An 18,480-nucleotide genomic window follows, 5' to 3' on the forward strand; every position below is an offset into this window, starting at 1 on the left:
GCTCAGGACCCGCCGGACAGGGACAGGTCGCCGATCACCACGGTGGTGCGCGCCGGCGCGACGGCCTCCGCCACCCTGGCCACCACCTCGTCGAACACCGGGTCGTCGTAGTAGTCGCTGTGCCCGCGCAACGGCGAGGCGACCATGTCCGGGTCCGGGTCGAGGAACTCCGGGTCACGCAGCCGCACGTCGTTGCCGCAGCGCACGCCCCACAGCTTGGGGCCGGCGAACACCTGCTCCTCGGCCGTCTCCGGCCACACCTGCACCGGCCCGCCCAACGGGTCGGTGAGCCGGTGCACGTTCCACCAGCGGTCGCCGAGCTCGTCGTGCAGGCGGACGAGCTCGGCGTGGCCGAGGTAGTGCGGGAACAGCCGCGAGTACGCCCACTGCAGCTGCGAGCCGTACGTGACCAGGCCGACCCGGCGCAGCGCGGCGACCGCGTCCGCCTGCCTGATGTACCGCTCGCCGTCGGCCGGGTCGGGCCGCTCGCTCTCCCGGCGCAGCAACGACAACGCGGCGAAGCACACCACGCTGCCCTGGCTGTGCCCCGACAGCACGACCGCGCCCACGTCGTGGTGCCCGGCCAGCCGGACCGCCCGGGAGGTCAGCTCGATGGTGGCGCGGCCGCCGTAGGGCGGCGGGCAGATCGGGTGCGCCGACCTCGGCCAGAACGCCACCAGGTCCCACACGATGCCGACCGCCGTGCGCATCCGCGGGCTCTGCCACGTCCGCACACCCAACAACAACAAGACCAGCACGAGCCCGGACACCACCAGGCTGCCCAACGCGCCCAGCTCCTGCGCCGGGAGGGTCGACAGCCAGTCGGCCAGGCCCGGCGGCGGGGCGGCCCGCCAGTCCGGGTGCACGAGCCGGGCCAGCGCGAGCCCGCCACCCGCCGCCACCAGCACACCGCCCAGCAACGCGATCGCGCCGAGCAGCCAGTGGTAGCGGTACTTCGCCGAGGCCAGCCGCTGGTTGAACGCCACCTTGCCGATGCCCTGCCGGTCCGAGCGCCCCGGGTAGTCGGTCACGACGCCCTTGCGGACCTCCACGCCGTTCGCGTGGCGCGCCCAGGACACCGCGCCGACCGCGTACAGCAGACCGGCCGCCACCGCGGCGGCCCAGAACACCCAGCCCGGCATCGGCGTCCACCGCAACACCACCGCCACCGCCGCGGCGGCCGAACCCGCCGCGAACACCAGCGCGCTCGACACCTGCCGCACCATGGCCGCCACGATCGGCGCCACCAGCAGCGGGAACGCGATCGCCAGCACGCCCCACAGCCCCGCGCCGACCAGGTAGCTCGTGCTCAGCACCAGCCCCTGGCGCCCCGCCTCCGGCACCGGGTCGCCGATCCAGTCCACCACCCGGTACGCCAGCCCACCGCTGAACCCGACCGCCAGCGTGGTGGCGACCGCCGCGATCACCACGGCCGCGTAGCCGTGCCACATCGGCCGGAACCGCTTGTCCGCCACCATCAACTCGACACCGCGCGCGGAGTGCCGCAGGCGCACGCACGCCCCCAGCAGCACGACCAGCAGCAGCATCGCCGAGGCCGCCAGGATGTTCGTGACCGACTCGAACCCCGCCAACGGCGTCACCGACCCGGACGCGCCCGTCGGCGCCCGCCACAGGAACGCCGTCGCCAACCCCGCCGCGAGCAGCAGGTACGCCGCCGACGCCCACTTGAGCGCCCGCGAGTTCACCTCCCGCCGGTCCGGCGACATCACCACGCACCCGATGGCCCACGCCAGCACCAGCACGCCCAGCCCCACGACCGTCCACGACAGCACGTCCGACGGCCGGTCCGGTTGCGAGGTCCGCAACGCGCCCGCGTACAGCACCCCCACCACCACGCACGCCGCCGCCACGTGCGCGTCACGCAGCACGGGCGTGCGCGGCGACGTGTGCCAGAACGCGTAGTCGCCGAGGCTGCCCGTGCGGGTCTCCCACGCGTGGTGCGTGCCCTTGGGCTCGTACAGGAACGTCTGCCGGCCGAACCACCACAGCACGGTGATCACCAGCCCCGGCGGGACCGCGCCGACCAGCAGCATCGCCCCGAACGGCCAGCCGTCGAAGAACCCCAGGTGCTCCGACCGGCACGCCGCGGTGCCCGCGCACTGCCGCACCAGCAGCTCCAGCGAGACGTACGCGGTGGCCGCGACCAGCATGCCCGTCAGCACGAGGCCGAGCAGCCGCAACACCGCCTCGGCGAACCGGCCCGCGCCGAGCAGCGTGTACCGGGCCAGGTTGAGGATCGCGAACGGGATCAGCACCAGCCACAGCGCCCGGCTCGCGCCGCCCGAGGTGAACCGGCCCCAGTGGAACGCCTCCACGGTCCGCGTCCGCCCGCTGGACGCCGCCCGCGCCGGCTTGGCCGCCCGCAGGAACCGCGCGACGTCGTCACCGGCCACCGGGGTCGGGAACGGGTCACCCAGCATCGCTTCCGGCGGGGTGCCGGACACGCCGTGCACCCGCAGTTCGACGACGTCCTCGGGACGCATGCGTTTCCCCTGCCGTAGGTAGCCGTGAGCTGTTACCTACCGGATCGCCCACGCGTGGTAGGCCGTTTCAGCACAGGAGACACCCGGTTGGGCGATGCACGGGCTGGTGAGAGCATCCTGGGTGACGCCCGGTCGCCGATCGCGATCGGGCGTGCTCACGGCCCCGACCCGAAAGGCTGCCCACGGTGACCAAACCCGCCCGCCGCGACCCGAGCAAGCTCGTCGACGCCTCCGGGTTCCGCGAGTTCGTCCAGCACGGCTGGGGCCCGGCCGACCGCGCCGCCCGGGTCGCGCCCGGAGCCGCGCGGGCCGCCGCCGCGCACCGCGACCGGCTCAGCGCCGCGTTGCCCGGCGCGCGCATCGCGGTGGCCGCCGGCTGGGCGCCGGTGCGGTCCAACGACACCGACCACGGCTTCCGGCCCGACAGCGATTTCTCCTGGTTGACGGGCTGCGCGGCGGAGGGCGCGGTGCTGGTGATGCACCCCGTCGCCGGCGGTCACGACGCGGAGCTGTTCCTGCGCCCGCCGGCCGGTCCGGACGAGCCCGACTTCTTCGCCAACGCCCGCGACGGCGAGCTGTGGATCGGCCCGGTGCCCGGCCTGGCCGAGTGGGGCGAGGCGCTGGGCGTGCGCTGCCGCCCGCTGCACGAGCTGCCGTCGGCGCTGCGCGGCAGGCTGCCCGCCGTGCACGCGACGACCGGCGTGGACCCGCTGCTGGACGCGTTGGCGGGCGCCGACCACACCGCCGAGCTGCGCACCGCGCTGGCCGAGCTGCGCCGGATCAAGGACGACTGGGAGGTCGGCCAGCTCCAGGCCGCCGTGGACGCCACGATCCTCGGTTTCGCCGACGTCGCCGCCGAGGTGGGAGCGGCCGTCAAGGGCGGTGGCGAGCGGTGGTTGCAGGGCACGTTCGACCGGCGCGCCCGCACGGCGGGCAACGGCCCGGGTTACGCCTCGATCGTGGCCGCCGGGCCGCACGCGCCGGTGCTGCACTGGGTGCGCAACGACGGGCCCGTGCCCGAGGACGCCGTGCTGCTGCTGGACGCGGGCGTCGAGCTGGACACCCTCTACACCGCCGACATCACCCGGACGTTGCCGGTGTCGGGCTCGTACAGCCCCGCGCAGCGGCAGGTGCACGAGCTGATCGAACGCGCGTCGGCGGCGGCGCTGGCGGTCGTGCGGCCGGGTGCGGCGTACCGGGACTTCCACCAGGAGGCCATGCGGGTGCTCGCCGAGGGCCTGCACGACTGGGGCCTGCTGCCCGTGTCGGTCGAGGAGTCGCTCGACCCGGACGGCCAGCACCACCGCCGCTACATCACGTGCGGCGTCGGCCACTTCCTCGGGCTGGACGTGCACGACTGCGCCAACTCCAGCCCGGCCGCCTACCACGAGGGCACGTTGGAGGTCGGCATGGCGCTGGCCGTCGAGCCCGGCCTGTACTTCCACCCCAACGACGAGACCGTGCCGCCGGAGCTGCGCGGCATCGGCGTGCGGCTGGAGGAGAACGTCGTGGTGACCGGGGAGGGCAACCGGGTGCTGTCCTCCGCGCTGCCCAACGACGTGGCCGGCCTGGAGGCGTGGGTCGCGGCGGCGGGCCGGTAGTCAGCGCCGGCGCAGCCGCACGGACGTGATGGCGTGGTGCTCGACCTTCAGCACCTCGATGGACCAGCCGGAGATCGTGATCCGGTCGCCGGGGCCCTCGGGGATGCGGCCGAGCACCACCAGCACCAGGCCCGCGACGGTGGCGTAGTCGCCCTCGGGCGGGTCGGCCAGCTCGACGCCCAGGTCGACCAGGTCGTGGACGGGGAACGTGCCGGGCAGGACGAGCGAGCCGTCCGCGCCGCTGCGGACGGCCATCACGTCGCGGTCGGTCTCGTCCAGGATCTCGCCGACGATCTCCTCCAGCAGGTCCTCGAGCGTGATGATGCCGTCGACCGCGCCGTGCTCGTCCACGACCAGGCCGAGCTGCTCGCGCTCGGCCTTGAACCGGCGCAGCGCGTCGGACACCCGGACCGAGTCGGGGAACACCATCGGCGAGCGGGCCACGTCGACCAGCTTGGCGTCGTCGTCGAGCAGGTCGCGCAGGTGCACGACGCCCACGACGTCGTCCAGGTGACCGCCGCGCGCGACGGGTGCGCGCGAGTGGCCCGACGCGGCCAGCTCGGCACGGGCGGACGGCACGTCCGTTTCCGCGGCCAACGTGACCACCGACCGGCGCGGCACCAGGACCTCGCGCAGCCGGCGCTCGCTGATCTCCAGGGCGCCGGTGATGATCATGCGCTGCTCGGCGTTGAGGCCGCGTTGGGCGGAGACCAGCTCGCGCAGCTCCTCGGACGACATCTGCTCCGACTCCGGTTCCGGTTTGCCGCCGAACAGCCGGACCACCAGGTTCGTCGACGCGCTCAACGCCCACACCGCGGGCCGTGAGGCGGCCGACAGCACGTGCAGCGGCCGTGCCACCAGCAACGCCCAGCGCATCGCGTACTGCATCGCCAGCCGCTTGGGCGCCAGCTCGCCGAACACCAGGGTCAGGAACGTCAGCACCACCGTGACCAGCGCGATCGCCACCGCGTTCGCCGCGCCGCCGAGGAACGACAGCGCCGGCACGAGGGGCTCGGCCAACGACACCGCCGCCGTCGCCGAGGCCAGGAACCCGGCCAGCGTGATGCCGATCTGGATGGTGGCCAGGAACCGGTTCGGGTCGCGCGCCAGTCTCACCAGCGTCTTCGCGGACGCCCGGTCGTCACGCTCCAACGCCCGCAGCTGCCCCTCGCGCAGGCTGATGAGCGCCATCTCACTGCCCGCGAACAGCGCGTTCAGCAACACCAGCACCGCGACCAGCGCGACCGTCCACCCGTACCCGTCCACACCCGACTCCATACCCGATCCGGGCCGTCCCGCAACCGGGGTGTTGGTCATTTCGAGTGGCGGCACTCCCACCCGGTCGCTCTCCTGGGCTACAACCGTCACGGGGAGGTCCTATGGGATCAACGGGGCACCATCGTTCATTCGTCGTGGTCGACGTCGAGGGCTACGGCGCCGAGACCAGGACCTCGAGGCATCGCACCGCCGTGCGCGACGGCCTGTACGAGGTGCTGACGACGGCCTTCGCCGACTGCGGCCTGCCGTGGGACGACGACGCCTCGGACGACGCCGGGGACAGCGTGATGGTCCTGCTGCCCGCCGACACGCCCAAAGGCGTCCTGGTCGACAGACTGCCCGAACGACTGGTGGCCGCGCTCCGCGAGCACAACCACGTGCACGCGAACGGGGCGCGCCTGCGTTTGCGGATGGCCGTGCACGCGGGCGAGGTGCACTACGACGAGCACGGCAAGACCAGCGCCGAGATGATCTTCACTTACCGCATCCTGGACGCGGCCGAGGCCAAGCGGGCACTGCGCGAGTCCACGGCCACGCTGGTGCTGATCGCCTCGGACCCGTTCTACCAGTCCGTGGTCCGCCACCAGCCCGCCGCGCGCCCGGACGCGTACCGCCAAGCGGATGTCGACGTGAAGGAAGTGCACGCACAGGTGTGGGTGCGACTGGTGGACGGGCAACCCGCCGCCGCCGAGCGGTCGGCCTCCGGTTCCCGGCAGGCTCCTCTCACCCTGGCCGACCTGGGCCCGATCGTCGCCGCCCTGCTGCGCGCCCCCGGCTTCGACACCCGCGACGGACGGGACCTGGTGCTGCGCGAACTGGCTTTCGCCGCGTCCGTCCCCCGCCACAGCTCGGACCGGGCGGACGTGGTCAGCATCGTCCGGACGTGCGCGCACTACCCGAACGGCCTCAAGGCGCTACAGGAAGCGCTCCGCTTCTACGCCGACGGCACCACCGCCATGGCCGAACTGGACACCCTGCTGGCGCAGCGGACCGGCGGCGTCTAAGGGGCCCGGAACCACCTGCCACCGCCCTTCGGCCGTTCGACCGGGACCACCCGGCTCAGAGCGGCATCGGGTCGACGTCGCAGTCCACCCGGACGTCGGGATCACCCAGTCCCAGCGCCGCCGAGTGGTGATCGCCGAGCCGTTCGCGCAGGACGCTCACCGCTCGCCGGCGCAGCGCGTCCGCCTCGTCGGCGCGCCCGAGCGACCGCAGGTCCTGCGCGAGGTTCACCTGGCAGGCCAGCGTCGTGGGGTGGTCCGCGCCCAGGACCGCTGTCACGCGGCTCAGCACCTCGGCGTCGACATCGTGGGCTCCTTGCACGTCGCCCGATCCGTGCAGGTCGCTGGCCAGGTGGATCCGGGTGGCCGACGTCGACGGGTGGTCCTCGCCCAAGCGGGCGCGAAACCCGTGCAGCGTCACCCGGTCGAGATCACGCGCACCCGCAGGATCACCCATCAACCGGGCCAGGACCGCCACGTTGACCGCCGCGCCCAGCGTGTGGGGGTGGTCGGGGCCCAACGCCCGGGCGTACCGGGCCAGCGTCTCCTGGCCGAGTCGCGCGGCGGTTTCGTGGCGACCCAGGCGCCTCAGCCCGATGGAACAGGCGAGCGCGGCGGCCAGTGTCTCGGCGTGGTCGAGGCCGTACTGCCGACGCAGGCCTTCGAAGGCCGCCTCCGCCGCGGCCAGCGCGCCCTCGTGGTCACCGACCTTTCGGCGCGCCACGGCGAGATGACGCACGGCGGGTAGCAGATCCGGGTCGAGCGGGCGCCCCTCACCGCGCCGTTCGTACGCGCGGACGATCTCTTCCTGCTCGGCGCAGGCCACCTCGTAGTGGCCGAGTTCCCGGATGTCCAGGACGAGGCCCACCTTGGACCGGAGCGACAGTTCGTGCTCCGGACCGTGCATCCTGACCCTGCGGCGCCACGTCTCGACGTCGAGCCTGATGGCGGAGACGAAGTCACCGACGAGGCGGAGACCCGCGCCGAGGTTGTGCGCCGCTTCCAGGGTCGCGGTGTCGTCATCGCCCAGATGGCGGGCACAGATCTCATAGCCACGCCTCGACAGCTCCAATGCGCCGACGAAGTCACCCTCGGCCCGCCTGTCCGCCACGACGTTCGCCAGCGCGGCGACGGTCTGCTCGTGCGCTTCGCCGAGGACGCGCAGGTGCCGTTGCAGCATCTCCGCGTTCATCGCCGCCGCCTCGTCATGTCGGCCCACCACGCCGAGCGTGAAGCCGGACCAGCGACCCATCCACAGGGTGTCGAGGTCGTCCTCCCCCGACCGCGCCAGCCAGGTCCGGTACAGGTCCCCCGACAGTCGGGCACTGCGCTCACGCTCGCCGCACCAGTAGAGGAACTGCACGTAGTTGCGGAGCAGCGACCGGACCGACGCGGCATCGCTCTCGTGGGCGTCGGAGGCCGCCAGATGTGCGCTCAGCTCGGCGTAGATCGGCCAGCTCTCCGACTCCCTCGGCGTTCCCGGGTCGTTCTCACCCAGCATCAGGTGCGCCGCGTTGCGCATGGCCGCGCGCTCGTCCTCGCCCATCCGGCCGACGAGCACGGCTTGGACGAGGCGGTGCAGTTCGATGGAGTTCGTCCGGTGCTCCACGCGCACCAGCGCGAAGCGGTACATGTCACGGATGGCCTCGTTGAGCCGCAAGCGGTCGCGCAGCACCCGGGAAAGCTCGCTCGGCACGTCGGTGATTTCACGGCTGTTGACGAACACACTGCGGTTGATCGGCTCCGGCGCCAGGAAAGCGCACACCTGGAGCAACCTGAACGCCGACGGGTTCATGCGCTCGAGCTCGTTCAGCGACAGGTCCCACATCGCCGCCACCGGCTCGGGGTAGTCGAGCGTCGCCGTGAGGTCGAGCAGCTCCAGCCGCCTCTCGGCGAGCAACTCCAGGTACTCGGCGGCGGGCGTGCCCGTCTGCGCGCGCCACGCCGCCGCCTGCGCGACGGCGAGCGGCAGGTCGCCCAACGCCTCGGCCAGCCGGTCGGCGTCCTCTTCGCCGAGGTCCGGGTCGCGCCGGCACAACAGCTGCACGCTCTCGGAGCGCCGGAAGACGTCGACCTCCAGCGGCCGCGCGACGCTCGACCACCGGGAGTTCCGCGAGGTGACGAGGACCCGCCCGGTGCCGCCCGTCGGCAGGTACCGCTGCACGGCGTCCGGGTCGTCGGCGTTGTCGAACACGAGCAGCCAGGCGGTCGGCACCTTGGGGTGGTTGCCGCTGCGCAGGGCGTCGAGCACCTGTCGGGCCGCGACGTCGGCCTCGCCGCTCAGGTCGAGGTCGAGCCGCTCGCCCAGTTCCACCAGGGCGTTCACGATCCGGTCGGACCGCGCCGCCGGAATCCACCAGATCAGGTCGAAGTTCGCGCGGTTGCGGTAGGCGTGCTCGACGGCCAGGTACGACTTCCCGGCGCCGGCCATGCCGTGGAGCACTTCGGGGAGCACCGCCGCGGTCGCGCCACGGGCGAGTCGCCGCCCCAGCTCGGCCAGGAGGTCCACCCGCCCGGTGAAGTCGACGTTCCTCGGTGGCACGCCGCCGAAGACGGGCGACGCGAGGGTCTTCCTCCTCTCCTCCCCCTCGATGACCGCGGTAACCGCCACTCCCTCTCTGCTGAATTCGGGATCGGCACCACTGCTGATCACCGACTTCAGCCTGATCCTGCTTCCCGGAGGGGAATCGCGCAGGTGCACCCCCGACCAGGCGGCCCGGATCGCCCGGTCCGCTTCGGCCACGTGGGGCGGCGCGGTGATCGACGACAGCGGCGAGGTGCGCGTGCCGTCCAACTCCGACTCGAACCCACCGGTCCCGGGTCGGCGTTCATCGAGGTAGCGGCGCACCACCTTGCGCACCCGCTCGGTGTCGATTCGACGCCCGTGCGCGAGCAGTTCGCCCCGGACGCCTTCGGCCACGAAGCTGAAGTCCGCCCGGTCCACGTCGCCCCGCGCCTCCCCGGGTGGGATCGACACCAGCGGTCCACCGAGGAACTCGGAGAGCGCGGCACGCGTGGTGTCCGGGTGCAGGCGTTCCAGGATGCGCACGAGGAGCTCCACCTCCAGCGGAGCCGCCGCCAGGTGCACGGCCAGGTCGAACACCGCGGTCGACGCGGTGGCCCGGTACGCCGCGACGAGTTCCGCCGCGGTGTACGACACGCCGCCCGGATGGCGCTGGAACGGCACCGAGACGAGGTCCGCCCCGGTGGGCACGAGCGCGGCGCCGAGGTTCGCCCACCCGTTCCCCCCGACCAGGTCGGCCCAACGACCCAGCTCCGTCGGAGCGAGTTCCACGAACGGGATCGGCACGGCGTCGCCGAGGTCGTCGTACAACCCCGGCACGTCCACCTGCCGTTCCCACTCCTGGAGGTGGTTCGGCGCGCCCGGCTCGACCGCCCGCAGGCGGAGGCGGTGCAGGTCCAGCCCTGTACGACAGGCCATCGGCCACGACAACGGGCTGACCACCGCCACCGGGTGCGCCGCGCCCAGCTCACGCAGGGCCGCCCACGCCCCGCCGGCGCGCCAGGCCGGATCGACGGCGTCGGTCAGCGCGAGCAGCAGGCGGCGCTGCGTCCCGTCCCGTTCCGGCGGGCCGCCTCCGTCGGAGTCGCGCAGTTCCGCCGCACCGCTGTCATCGATGCTGAAAGCACACACGGTGACGCGCCCGAAGACACCGGACTCGGCCAGCGCTCGGGTGAAGTCCTCGACGGTCGACGCCCAGATCGACATCGCCGGACCGTCGTCGACGGCCACCACGAGATCGTGCGACCCGCCGACGAGTGGGGCGAGCACGTCCCGCAGCCGGTCCGCCGTCCACTCGTGGGAGCCTTCGCGCATGGCGCACACCTTCCGAACCTCCCGTGGCTCAACCGCGTCCCGAGGGACCTCGATCGGAGGTCAGGGGATTCGGCAGGCGTTCCGCGTCGTCCCACAGCACGGCGAGGGTCCGGCCGGCGTGCGGCTCGTCGGAGTTCTCCGCCAGGAGCGCCTCCCGACGCAACTGGGCCAACCGGTGCGGTAACCGTCGCACCGCGCCGGCGGCGAACAGACTGGTCACGGCTTCGTGGAAGTGGCTGCTGGAACAGTCCTCGCGGTCCCAGATGATGATCGGGATCCCGGCGCGCAACGCCATCGCGGCCTCGTCCCACGCCCGTCCCCGGCGATCGCCAGGGGGCTCGCTGAGCACCAGGGACACGATCGAGGCGTCGTGCAGCTCCACCGCCATGCCGGTGAGGTCGCGGACGCCGTCGGCCAGGCTCCAGTACGGCCGCGCCCCTTCACCCGAAACGGCGCTCCAACGCCGCTTCCACGCCAACCAGTACCGCTGCGCCCTCGCCCGCTCCAGGCTCCGCACCAGCACGGGGTGATCCACCGCGAGCGGCACGGTGGCGTCGGACGGCGACGCTTTCGGCCAGAACTCGACCGCGGTGTTGACCATCTCCCAAGGCAGCACGAACTCGATCACGATCGCGCTCACCGTCTCGGCAGCCGGTGTGACACCCAACTCGGCTTCCAAGGTCGCGATGACGCGGTCGACCTCCCCTTCCAGGTCCTCCCGGCGGACCGCGGCGTCACCACGACGGCGGCCGTGCCACCCGTGACCTTCCCAGTGCAGCCAGTGCGAGAGCACCACCTCGTCCTCGCCCGCGGGGAGGGGGTCGACCTCGAAGACCAGGTGCACCACGTCGCCGTCACCTTCGGAGGCACGTGCGGTGCGCCACCGATCCGGCTCGACCAGGTCGGTCACCCCGAACGTCTCCGCGAGCTGCCGAGTGCAGCCGAGCAGTTGCTCGGCCACGACCCCGTCCCCGAGCCCGCGTGCGAGGCGGTCGACCAGCACCATGGCGGGCGGCAGGGCGCCGGGGCGCGCGTTGTGGTCGGCGAGGTGCAGGAACAGGGACCACACCGAGCGGCAGCGCACCGGCAGGTCGTCGCAATGGCCATCGGTGGCCACGCCGGCCAAGCGACGCAACTCGCGGCGCTCGTCGAACGGGTCGTCGGCCAAGCGCACGGACTTCAGCAGCTCGGCCATCCGGTCCCAGTCCTTGATCGGCAACGCCCGGCACGCGGCCCACTCGTCGCCGAGGTCGCCCAGCTCGGTGAGTTCGGGCGCGTACGGGTCCATCACCCTCAGGCACTCCACCAGGTCGCGCAGCCCACCCGCGTGGCGGCGGCAGCGCCGGACGACGCCGAGCAACTGGAGGGGGACCTCGTAACCCTCCAGCGACACGGGCTCTTCGAGGGCGTCGGACAACAGGCTCACCAGCATGGCGCGCCCCTGGTCGGTGCGCAGGCACTCGCAGCGCATCAGCACCGCGACGATCTCACCCTGCAACCGGATCTGGGCGCCTTGGCTCACGGTCGTCACTGTTACACAGGCGCAACTGGGGTTTTCCGCAAAATGCGGTCACCCGACGGCGGCGTGGCGGTCCGTGGTGAGGGAGCGGCCGCTGGTGGTCAGTTCGGTGGCGACGCGGTCGACCGCGTCGGTGAACTCGGGCTCGTCGCAGTGCCAGTCGGTGAGCTTGACGAGCAGCCAGCGGCGCCAGGCGGCGACCAGGTCGGCGAACACCTCGGTGCCCTGAGGCGTGAAGCGGTAGCGGGCGTCGGATTCCGTGAGGTAGCCCCTGGTCTGGAGTTGGCGGGCCACCGGTTCGAAGACGCCCGCGGGGACCTTGGTGGCCTCGGCCAGCCGTTCGAGGGTGGCTTCGCCGTGGTCGACGCTCTGCCGGAACACCTTGACCACCAGCCACGCCTGGGCGTGCGTGAGCGGGACGCCCGAGTCCCTCAACACGTCCGGCGTGGGGTCGCGGCGCTCGCGGCTGACGATCAGGGCGACCAGCTTCTCCAGCTCGTCCCCGGAGTCGGACGTGTGCGGCGCGGCGAAGTTGTCGCCCACCTCGGTCGCGGCGGCACGGGCGGTGTCGCGCAGCGGGACTTCCTTGAGGAACAGGGCGACCAGGAACGCGACCGCGGCGACCGGCGCGGCGGACAGGAACACCAGGTGCAGGGTGTCCGCGTACGCGGCGATGATCGGGGCCTTGAGCTGGTCCGGCAGGGCGTGCAGGGCCTGCACGTTCGCCGCGGCGGCCGGGTCGACGCCCGGCGGGACGGCGGCGGCGAGGTTGTCCGGCAGGGTGCTCGCGTACACCGTGCCGAAGACCGCCACGCCGAACGAACTGCCCAGCGTGCGCAGGAAGCTCACCCCGGACGTGGCCACGCCGAGGTCCTCGTAGCTGCTGGTGCTCTGCACGACCACCATCGCCACCGGCATGCACATGCCGACACCGAGGCCGAGCACGAGCATGTACGTCGACGCCTGCCAGAACGACGTCTCCGGCTGCAGCCGGGACAGCAGGAGCAGCCCGCCGACCATGAGCAGGCTGCCGACGAGCGGGAACACCCGGTAGCGGCCGGTCTTGCTGATCACGTTGCCGGTCGTGATCGAGGCGACGAGCAGGCCGACGACGAGCGGGAGCATCTCCAGGCCCGACCGGGTGGCCGACGCGCCGTGCACGTACTGCAGGTAGGTGGGCAGGAACGTGACGCCGCCGAGCATGGCGAACCCGACCACGAAGCTGAGCACCACGCACACGGTGAACACGCGGTCGCGGAACAGGCGCATGGGCAGCATCGGCTCGGCGGCCCGGTTCTCCACGACCACGAACAGGCCGAGCGCGATCACCGACCCGATCGCCATGAGGATGATCGTCGGCGACGCCCAGGGGTACTCCACGCCGCCCCAACTGGTGACGAGGGTGAGGCCGGTCGCGGCCAGCGAGACGAGCAGGATGCCCATGTAGTCGATCTTCGGCCGGGCGGTGCCGCGCAAACCGGGCGCACCAACGCCGGGCAGCGCGAACGCGCCGACGGCCAGCACCACCACGCCGAGCGGCAGGTTGACGTAGAACGCCCAGCGCCAGCTCAGGTGGTCCACGAACAGGCCTCCGAGCAGCGGGCCGACCACCGTGGCCACGCCGAACACCGCGCCGATGAACCCCTGGTACTTGCCGCGTTCCGACAGTGGCACGACGTCCGCGATGACGGCGGCCGACGTCACCATCAGCCCGCCCGCGCCGAGCCCCTGCACCGCGCGGGCCAGGATGAGCCAGGTCATCGAATCGGCCCAACCGCACAGGAACGAACCGACCAGGAACAGCGCGACGCTGGTCAGGAACGCCCGCTTGCGGCCGAACAGGTCGCCGAACTTGCCGATCAGCGCGGTCATGACGGTCTCGGCGAGCAGGTAGGACGTGACCACCCAGGACAGGTGCCCGCCGCCGCCGAGGTCGCTGACGATGGTCGGCAGCGCGGTCGCCACGATCGTCTGGTCGAGGGCGGCGAGGAGCATCCCGAGCATGATCACCGCGACCACCGCGCGCCGCGCGCCGCGCCCGACCTCCACCCGTTCGACCACGTGGACCTCCCGGCCCGACGATAAAACCGCCGCCGCGCACCCGCCCGCCACGACCACGGCCGGGTGATACTCGACCGCATGGGGAACCTCCGCGACATCACCGTCGCCGGCGCAGGCGTGACGTTGGCGGGTTCGCTGACCACGCCCGGCATCGGCGAGCCGGCGCCCGGCGTGGTCATGGTCGGCGGCTCGGGACCGTCCGACCGGGACAACGGCGGCTACTTCCCGGCGATCCGCGCGCACCTGGTGGCCGCCGGGTTCGCCGTGCTGTCCTACGACAAGCGCGGCGTCGGCGGCTCGTCCGGCGACTGGCGCGACTCGACGCCCGCCGACCTGGCCGCCGACGCCGCCGCCGCGCTGGACTTCCTGCGCGGTCAGCCCGGCGTGCGGGCCGAGGCCGCTGGGCTGTTCGGCCACAGCGAGGGCGGCGGGGTGGTCCTGCGCGCGGCCACCCTGCGCGACGGCGTGCCGTGGGTGGTCACCAGCGGCACGCCGGGCATGACGTACGCCGTCCAGGACCGCTACGCGGTGGCCACCTGGCTGAGCCGGGTCGAGGGCGTCACCGACGAGGGTGTCGACGCCGCTCTGGCCGCGTACGACCGCGTGGTCGAAGCCGGTCGACGCGACGCCGACTTCGCGGAGGCGAACCGGCGGTTCGAGGAAGAGCCGACGCCGCCCGAGTTCGTCGAGAACTGGGCCGACGTGGACGAGCGCCTCTGGGAGTCCATGAAGCGCAAGCTGGACCACGACCCGATCCCGGACGCGCTGCGCCTGCGCTGCCCGCAACTGGCCGTCTTCGGCGGCGCGGACGAGCTGGTCCCGGTCGCCGACAGCGTCGAGCTGTTCACCGCCGCCGCCGCGCACCCCGACCGCGACCCGCGGGCGACGTTGACCGTCGAGGTGTTCCCGGGCGCCGACCACCGCGTCCTCGTCGACGGCGGCCGACTGGCACCCGGCTACCTCGACACCCTGACCCGCTGGCTCACCGCCCGCACCGGCTGAGGACGCCGGTTGCCTCCCGTGCGGCGAAATCCGTGCCCCCCTTAGGGTTCCTCCCTGATGTCCGCACGGCGTGCGCTCCTCTACCGTCGCCGCCAGAGCCGACGCTTCCGGCAGGCCGGCCACGCACCCCGCACGCCACGGAGGCCCCCATGAAGGCGATCGTCCAGGACCGCTACGGCTCGTCGGACCGCTTGCGGTTGGCGGAGGTGGACACCCCGACACCGGCCGATGACGAGGTGCTGGTGCGGGTGCACGCGGCATCGGTCAACGCGGCCGACTGGCACATCATGCGCGGCGACCCGCGCCTCGCGCGCCTGGTGATGCCGGCGGCCTTCGGCTGGTCCGGCCCCAAGCGGCGGATCCGCGGTCGTGACTTCGCCGGTCGGGTGGAGGCGGTCGGCCGGCGCGTGAGCCGGTTCCGGCCCGGTGACGAGGTGTTCGGCGACCTCGGCTTCGCCGACGGGGCGTTCGCCGAGTACGCGTGCGCGCCGGAGGAGTCGGTGGCGCGCAAACCGGCGGCGCTGACGTTCGAGCAGGCGGCGGCGATGCCGTTGGCGGGCAACACCGCCCTCGTGGGCGTGCGCGACCTGGCCGAAGCCCGACCGGGACAGCGGATGCTGGTCAACGGGGCCTCAGGCGGCGTCGGCACGTTCGCCGTGCAGATCGCCAAGTCGTTCGGCGTCGAGGTGACCGCGGTGTGCAGCACGAGGAACGTCGACCTGCTCCGGGCGATCGGCGCGGACCACGTCGTGGACTACAAGAAGGAGGACTTCGCCGCGAGCGGGCAGCGCTACGACGTCGTCTTCGACCTCGTGGCGAACCGCTCCCTGACCGACCTCCGGCGGGCCCTGACGCCCGAGGGGGTCCTGGTGCTCAGCGGTGGCGGCGTGTCGGACGGCGGCAGCCTCGTCGGGCCCATGGCCCTGAGCGTCAAGGCCGCGCTGACGTCCCGCTTCGTCAGCCAGCGCTTCGCCGCGCTGAACACGAAGACGAGCCGGGAGAACCTGGCGACGTTGGCCGGGCTGGCCGAGTCGGGCGAGGTGGTCCCGGTCATCGACCGGACCTACCCGTTGCCCGAGGCCCCGGAGGCCGTCCGGTACCTCGAACTGGAGCACGCCCGGGCCAAGGTCGTCATCACGGTCGACCAGTCGGGTTGACCCCGGAACACGAACCCGACCCGAAAGCGACCGGGAGCCGATGAGGGCTCAGTCGGGGAGCGTGATGCGGAAGGCGTACAGGCGGGTGATCTGGACGCTGTTGTCGTTGTCGTCGGTGATCAGGTACAGCAGGCGCGTTCCCCGCTCGGCGCCGGTGGTCGCCGCCGGGCCCACGGCCATGCCCTCGACGTTGCCCAGCAAGGGGTTGGCCTGCGGTTCCTTGACGGCGACCCGGCCTGGGCTGCCGGCGGGGCAGTCGGCCAGGTCGAACAGCAGCGTGCGGGGCACGAACACGTCGGCGGTGTCCTCGGCCAGGGAGGGCTTGGCGGTGACGTCCTCGGCGTCGGCGAGGTTCACGTCGTAGACCCTGACGGCGTTGCCGAGCCCTGCCACGTACTGCCGCTCCAGGGCGAGCAACCGGTCCTGCTCGACCACTGCGAGTTCGGTCAGGTAGAGCCCCGCGTCGGTCTCATACGCGTACTGGCGGTCCGGCGTGTACGTGCCGCCCGGTTCGCCTTGGTAGCGCTGGATCCTTATCCGGCTGCGTCCTCGCTGGTCGCCGTCGCGGTTGAGCGGCGCCTCCCAGCCCGCGTAGAGGTAATCGCCCCCGGGTGTCGCCGTCAGGGACTCGATGGTGCGGCCGGTGTGCGCGGAGCCGGTCGGCGGATCCTGCAACGTGGTCGGCACGGCGATGGGCTCCCCGATCTCGCGCCCGCCGTTGACCGGGAAGCGGCGGATCGACGGGCCGTCCTCGGAGCTCACGAGCATCGTGCCGGTGCCCGGCTCGATCACCAGGCCTTCCCCGTCGATACCGCCGGTGTACGGCTCGTTGTCCCGGTTGCGCAGCGTCCGACCGGTTCCGGCGGAGACGGTCAGGTCCTCCGGGTTGCCCAACGTCAGGGGGAAGACCCGGCCGGGCTCGTTGTCCGCGAGGACGAGTGCGCTCGACTCACCCGTGAGCGCGATCGCGGACAGGCCGGTCACCCCCTCGCCGTTCACCTCGATCTTGTCGAGTTCGTCGGAATAGCTGAGAAGGGTGGCGTTCGGCGAGCACCGCCCGCCGGGTTCGCGCCACCAGTCGAAGCTCGGCACGGCGGCGCCGGCGACCGCGGCCGCCACGACCGCCGCCGCGAACACCAGCCTGCGCCGGACCCGCTGACGACGCGTGGTCCGCGCCGGGGCCGCCACGTCGGGAGCAGGCTTCGTCCTGAGCGCCACGTTGTGCGCGAAGTGCAGGTCGCCGACCTGGTTCTGGTCCTGTTCCTGCGGTTCCGGGCGGTTGTCCCTCCTCAGTCTTCTTCGCACCTCCCGGAAGACCACGCCGAAGCTGAGCGCCAGCCCGGCCCCCTCGGGAATGCCACCACGCAGGACGTCCACCAGTTCGCCGGTGAAGACGGTGCAGACGTCGGCGCTCGGCGCGAGTGCTTTGCGGTTGGGCGCCGCGGAGCACATCAGGTACGAACCGCGGACGTCGTCGACGCCGGCGTCGACGCGGATGTCGTCCGTCGCGGTCGCCATACCGCCGTCTATCGCGACACCGCTGTAGCAGCAGTCCAGGATCACGACCACGCGCTGCGCCTGGCGACTCTGCGTTATCGCCTGTTTGACGGCCTTGTAGCGGACCGCGCTTTCCGGCTGTCCCGGAACCGAGTTCGGCAGGGCCAGGTAGAGCTCGTCCTCCAGGAGGTCCTTCAGGCCGTGCCCCGCGTAATAGACGATCAGGGTGTCGGTGGCCAGTTCGGACATCTCCCTGATCGGCCGGACCAGATCCGTGGGGGTCCGCGGGTTGTGCACCTTGCGTATGCGACCGGGCTTGACGCCCCAGATCTCCTCGTCGGTCAGCACGTCGTGGAGCTGCTCGACGTTGTTGTACACCGCGCGCAACGACGGCAACTCCTGGTCGTCGTAGCGGTCCACGCCGATGAGCACGCAGGCGGATCTGTCCGGGTCGATCCGCCCGAGGGGACTGGCGCCGATCGTCGTCGCGCCTTCGGACCGGTGGCGCGCCTCCACCGGTCCGCGCAACGCGTCGGAGACCACGCGGGCGATGTCCCGGTGCTCCTCGGGCACGACGAGTCGGACACTCGTCGGACGCTTCAGCGCGTCGCGCCAGGCCCGGATGGCGACCGCCAATTGCCCGACGCCCGCGACCGTGGCCACGACAGCCAGCACGATCTCCGCGGCGCCCAACTCACCGGGCTTCACCGGCTCCCGTTGGATGAAGATCCGCGCGTCTTGCTGGAGTTCGGGGTGATCGGCCAAATGCCGGTAAAGCGTCCGCAGGTCGTCGGGGGAGCCGTCATTGCCGTCGGCGACCTCGAACCTTAACTCGATGTCCATCTTCTCCCCAGGCAACACCGAACAAGGGCAGCCGACACGAGAACCTCGGATCGATGCCCACTATGGCACAGGCGGGTGAACCGATCCCGAGGTCGGCGCAACGGTGAGGAAGCCGTGACAGCGGCTCGTGGCCGGACACCTCTCCCGGTCGACCGCGTCGCGGACGACGTCCCACTCCG

10 protein-coding genes are annotated in these 18,480 nt (G+C 72.4%); 4 read left to right on the plus strand and 6 right to left on the minus strand.

Annotation, left to right across the window (positions count from 1 at the left end; all coding sequences use genetic code 11):
- Positions 1-2 precede the first annotated feature (2 nt).
- Positions 3-2,504, minus strand: coding sequence for a hypothetical protein (locus AB0H12_RS01540; protein ID WP_499619998.1), 2,502 nt, complete (start codon positions 2,502-2,504; stop codon positions 3-5).
- Positions 2,505-2,689: 185 nt separating this feature from the next.
- Between AB0H12_RS01540 and AB0H12_RS01545 the strand changes: the two genes are divergently transcribed.
- Positions 2,690-4,105: an aminopeptidase P family protein gene (locus AB0H12_RS01545; RefSeq protein ID WP_499620000.1), complete on the plus strand. Its 1,416-nt coding sequence runs from the start codon at positions 2,690-2,692 to the stop codon at positions 4,103-4,105.
- On the opposite strand, the gene AB0H12_RS01550 is transcribed toward AB0H12_RS01545, so the two are convergent.
- Entirely contained in the window at positions 4,106-5,371 is a 1,266-nt protein-coding gene (locus AB0H12_RS01550) for a hemolysin family protein (protein WP_499620002.1), read from the minus strand.
- A 113-nt stretch (positions 5,372-5,484) separates the two neighbouring features.
- Here AB0H12_RS01550 and AB0H12_RS01555 point away from each other — a divergent pair, with 113 nt between their 5' ends.
- Entirely contained in the window at positions 5,485-6,387 is a 903-nt protein-coding gene (locus AB0H12_RS01555; RefSeq protein ID WP_499620004.1) for an effector-associated domain 2-containing protein, read from the plus strand.
- A gap of 55 nt (positions 6,388-6,442) precedes the next feature.
- On the opposite strand, the gene fxsT is transcribed toward AB0H12_RS01555, so the two are convergent.
- The 3 genes from fxsT to AB0H12_RS01570 are packed head-to-tail and all read right to left on the minus strand — an operon-like array spanning position 6,443 to position 13,745.
- Positions 6,443-10,222 carry an FxSxx-COOH system tetratricopeptide repeat protein gene (gene fxsT / locus AB0H12_RS01560; RefSeq protein ID WP_499620005.1) on the minus strand — a complete coding sequence of 1,260 codons (3,780 nt, stop codon included), beginning with the start codon at positions 10,220-10,222 and terminating at the stop codon, positions 6,443-6,445.
- 28 nt (positions 10,223-10,250) lie between these two features.
- Positions 10,251-11,744, minus strand: coding sequence for a VMAP-C domain-containing protein (locus AB0H12_RS01565; protein ID WP_499620006.1), 1,494 nt, complete (start codon positions 11,742-11,744; stop codon positions 10,251-10,253).
- A 48-nt stretch (positions 11,745-11,792) separates the two neighbouring features.
- Positions 11,793-13,745: an MDR family MFS transporter gene (locus tag AB0H12_RS01570; protein WP_499620781.1), complete on the minus strand. Its 1,953-nt coding sequence runs from the start codon at positions 13,743-13,745 to the stop codon at positions 11,793-11,795.
- Positions 13,746-13,880: 135 nt separating this feature from the next.
- Between AB0H12_RS01570 and AB0H12_RS01575 the strand changes: the two genes are divergently transcribed.
- Both AB0H12_RS01575 and AB0H12_RS01580 read left to right on the plus strand, forming a co-directional pair.
- A complete protein-coding gene (locus tag AB0H12_RS01575) occupies positions 13,881-14,804 on the plus strand; it encodes an alpha/beta hydrolase family protein (RefSeq protein WP_499620008.1) in 924 nt (307 codons plus the stop codon).
- 149 nt (positions 14,805-14,953) lie between these two features.
- Positions 14,954-15,961 carry an NAD(P)-dependent alcohol dehydrogenase gene (locus AB0H12_RS01580; RefSeq protein ID WP_499620010.1) on the plus strand — a complete coding sequence of 336 codons (1,008 nt, stop codon included), beginning with the start codon at positions 14,954-14,956 and terminating at the stop codon, positions 15,959-15,961.
- A gap of 48 nt (positions 15,962-16,009) precedes the next feature.
- On the opposite strand, the gene AB0H12_RS01585 is transcribed toward AB0H12_RS01580, so the two are convergent.
- The gene (locus AB0H12_RS01585; protein ID WP_499620012.1) at positions 16,010-18,301 is read right to left on the minus strand and encodes an effector-associated constant component EACC1; all 2,292 of its coding nucleotides are present in this window, start codon (positions 18,299-18,301) and stop codon (positions 16,010-16,012) included.
- Positions 18,302-18,480 lie beyond the last annotated feature (179 nt).

It is taken from the genome of Actinosynnema sp. NPDC023794 (assembly GCF_040639675.1).
Classification (GTDB): domain Bacteria; phylum Actinomycetota; class Actinomycetes; order Mycobacteriales; family Pseudonocardiaceae; genus Actinosynnema; species Actinosynnema luteola.

Excerpts from the sequence above, each read along its gene's own strand:
- AB0H12_RS01540 (WP_499619998.1), bottom strand. The coding sequence starts at position 2,504 with ATGCGTCCCGAGGACGTCGTCGAACTGCGGGTGCACGGCGTGTCCGGC.
- AB0H12_RS01575 (WP_499620008.1), top strand. The coding sequence starts at position 13,881 with ATGGGGAACCTCCGCGACATCACCGTCGCCGGCGCAGGCGTGACGTTG.
- AB0H12_RS01580 (WP_499620010.1), top strand. The coding sequence starts at position 14,954 with ATGAAGGCGATCGTCCAGGACCGCTACGGCTCGTCGGACCGCTTGCGG.
- AB0H12_RS01570 (WP_499620781.1), bottom strand. The coding sequence starts at position 13,745 with ATGCTCGGGATGCTCCTCGCCGCCCTCGACCAGACGATCGTGGCGACC.
- AB0H12_RS01555 (WP_499620004.1), top strand. The coding sequence starts at position 5,485 with ATGGGATCAACGGGGCACCATCGTTCATTCGTCGTGGTCGACGTCGAG.
- AB0H12_RS01585 (WP_499620012.1), bottom strand. The coding sequence starts at position 18,301 with ATGGACATCGAGTTAAGGTTCGAGGTCGCCGACGGCAATGACGGCTCC.
- fxsT (WP_499620005.1), bottom strand. The coding sequence starts at position 10,222 with ATGCGCGAAGGCTCCCACGAGTGGACGGCGGACCGGCTGCGGGACGTG.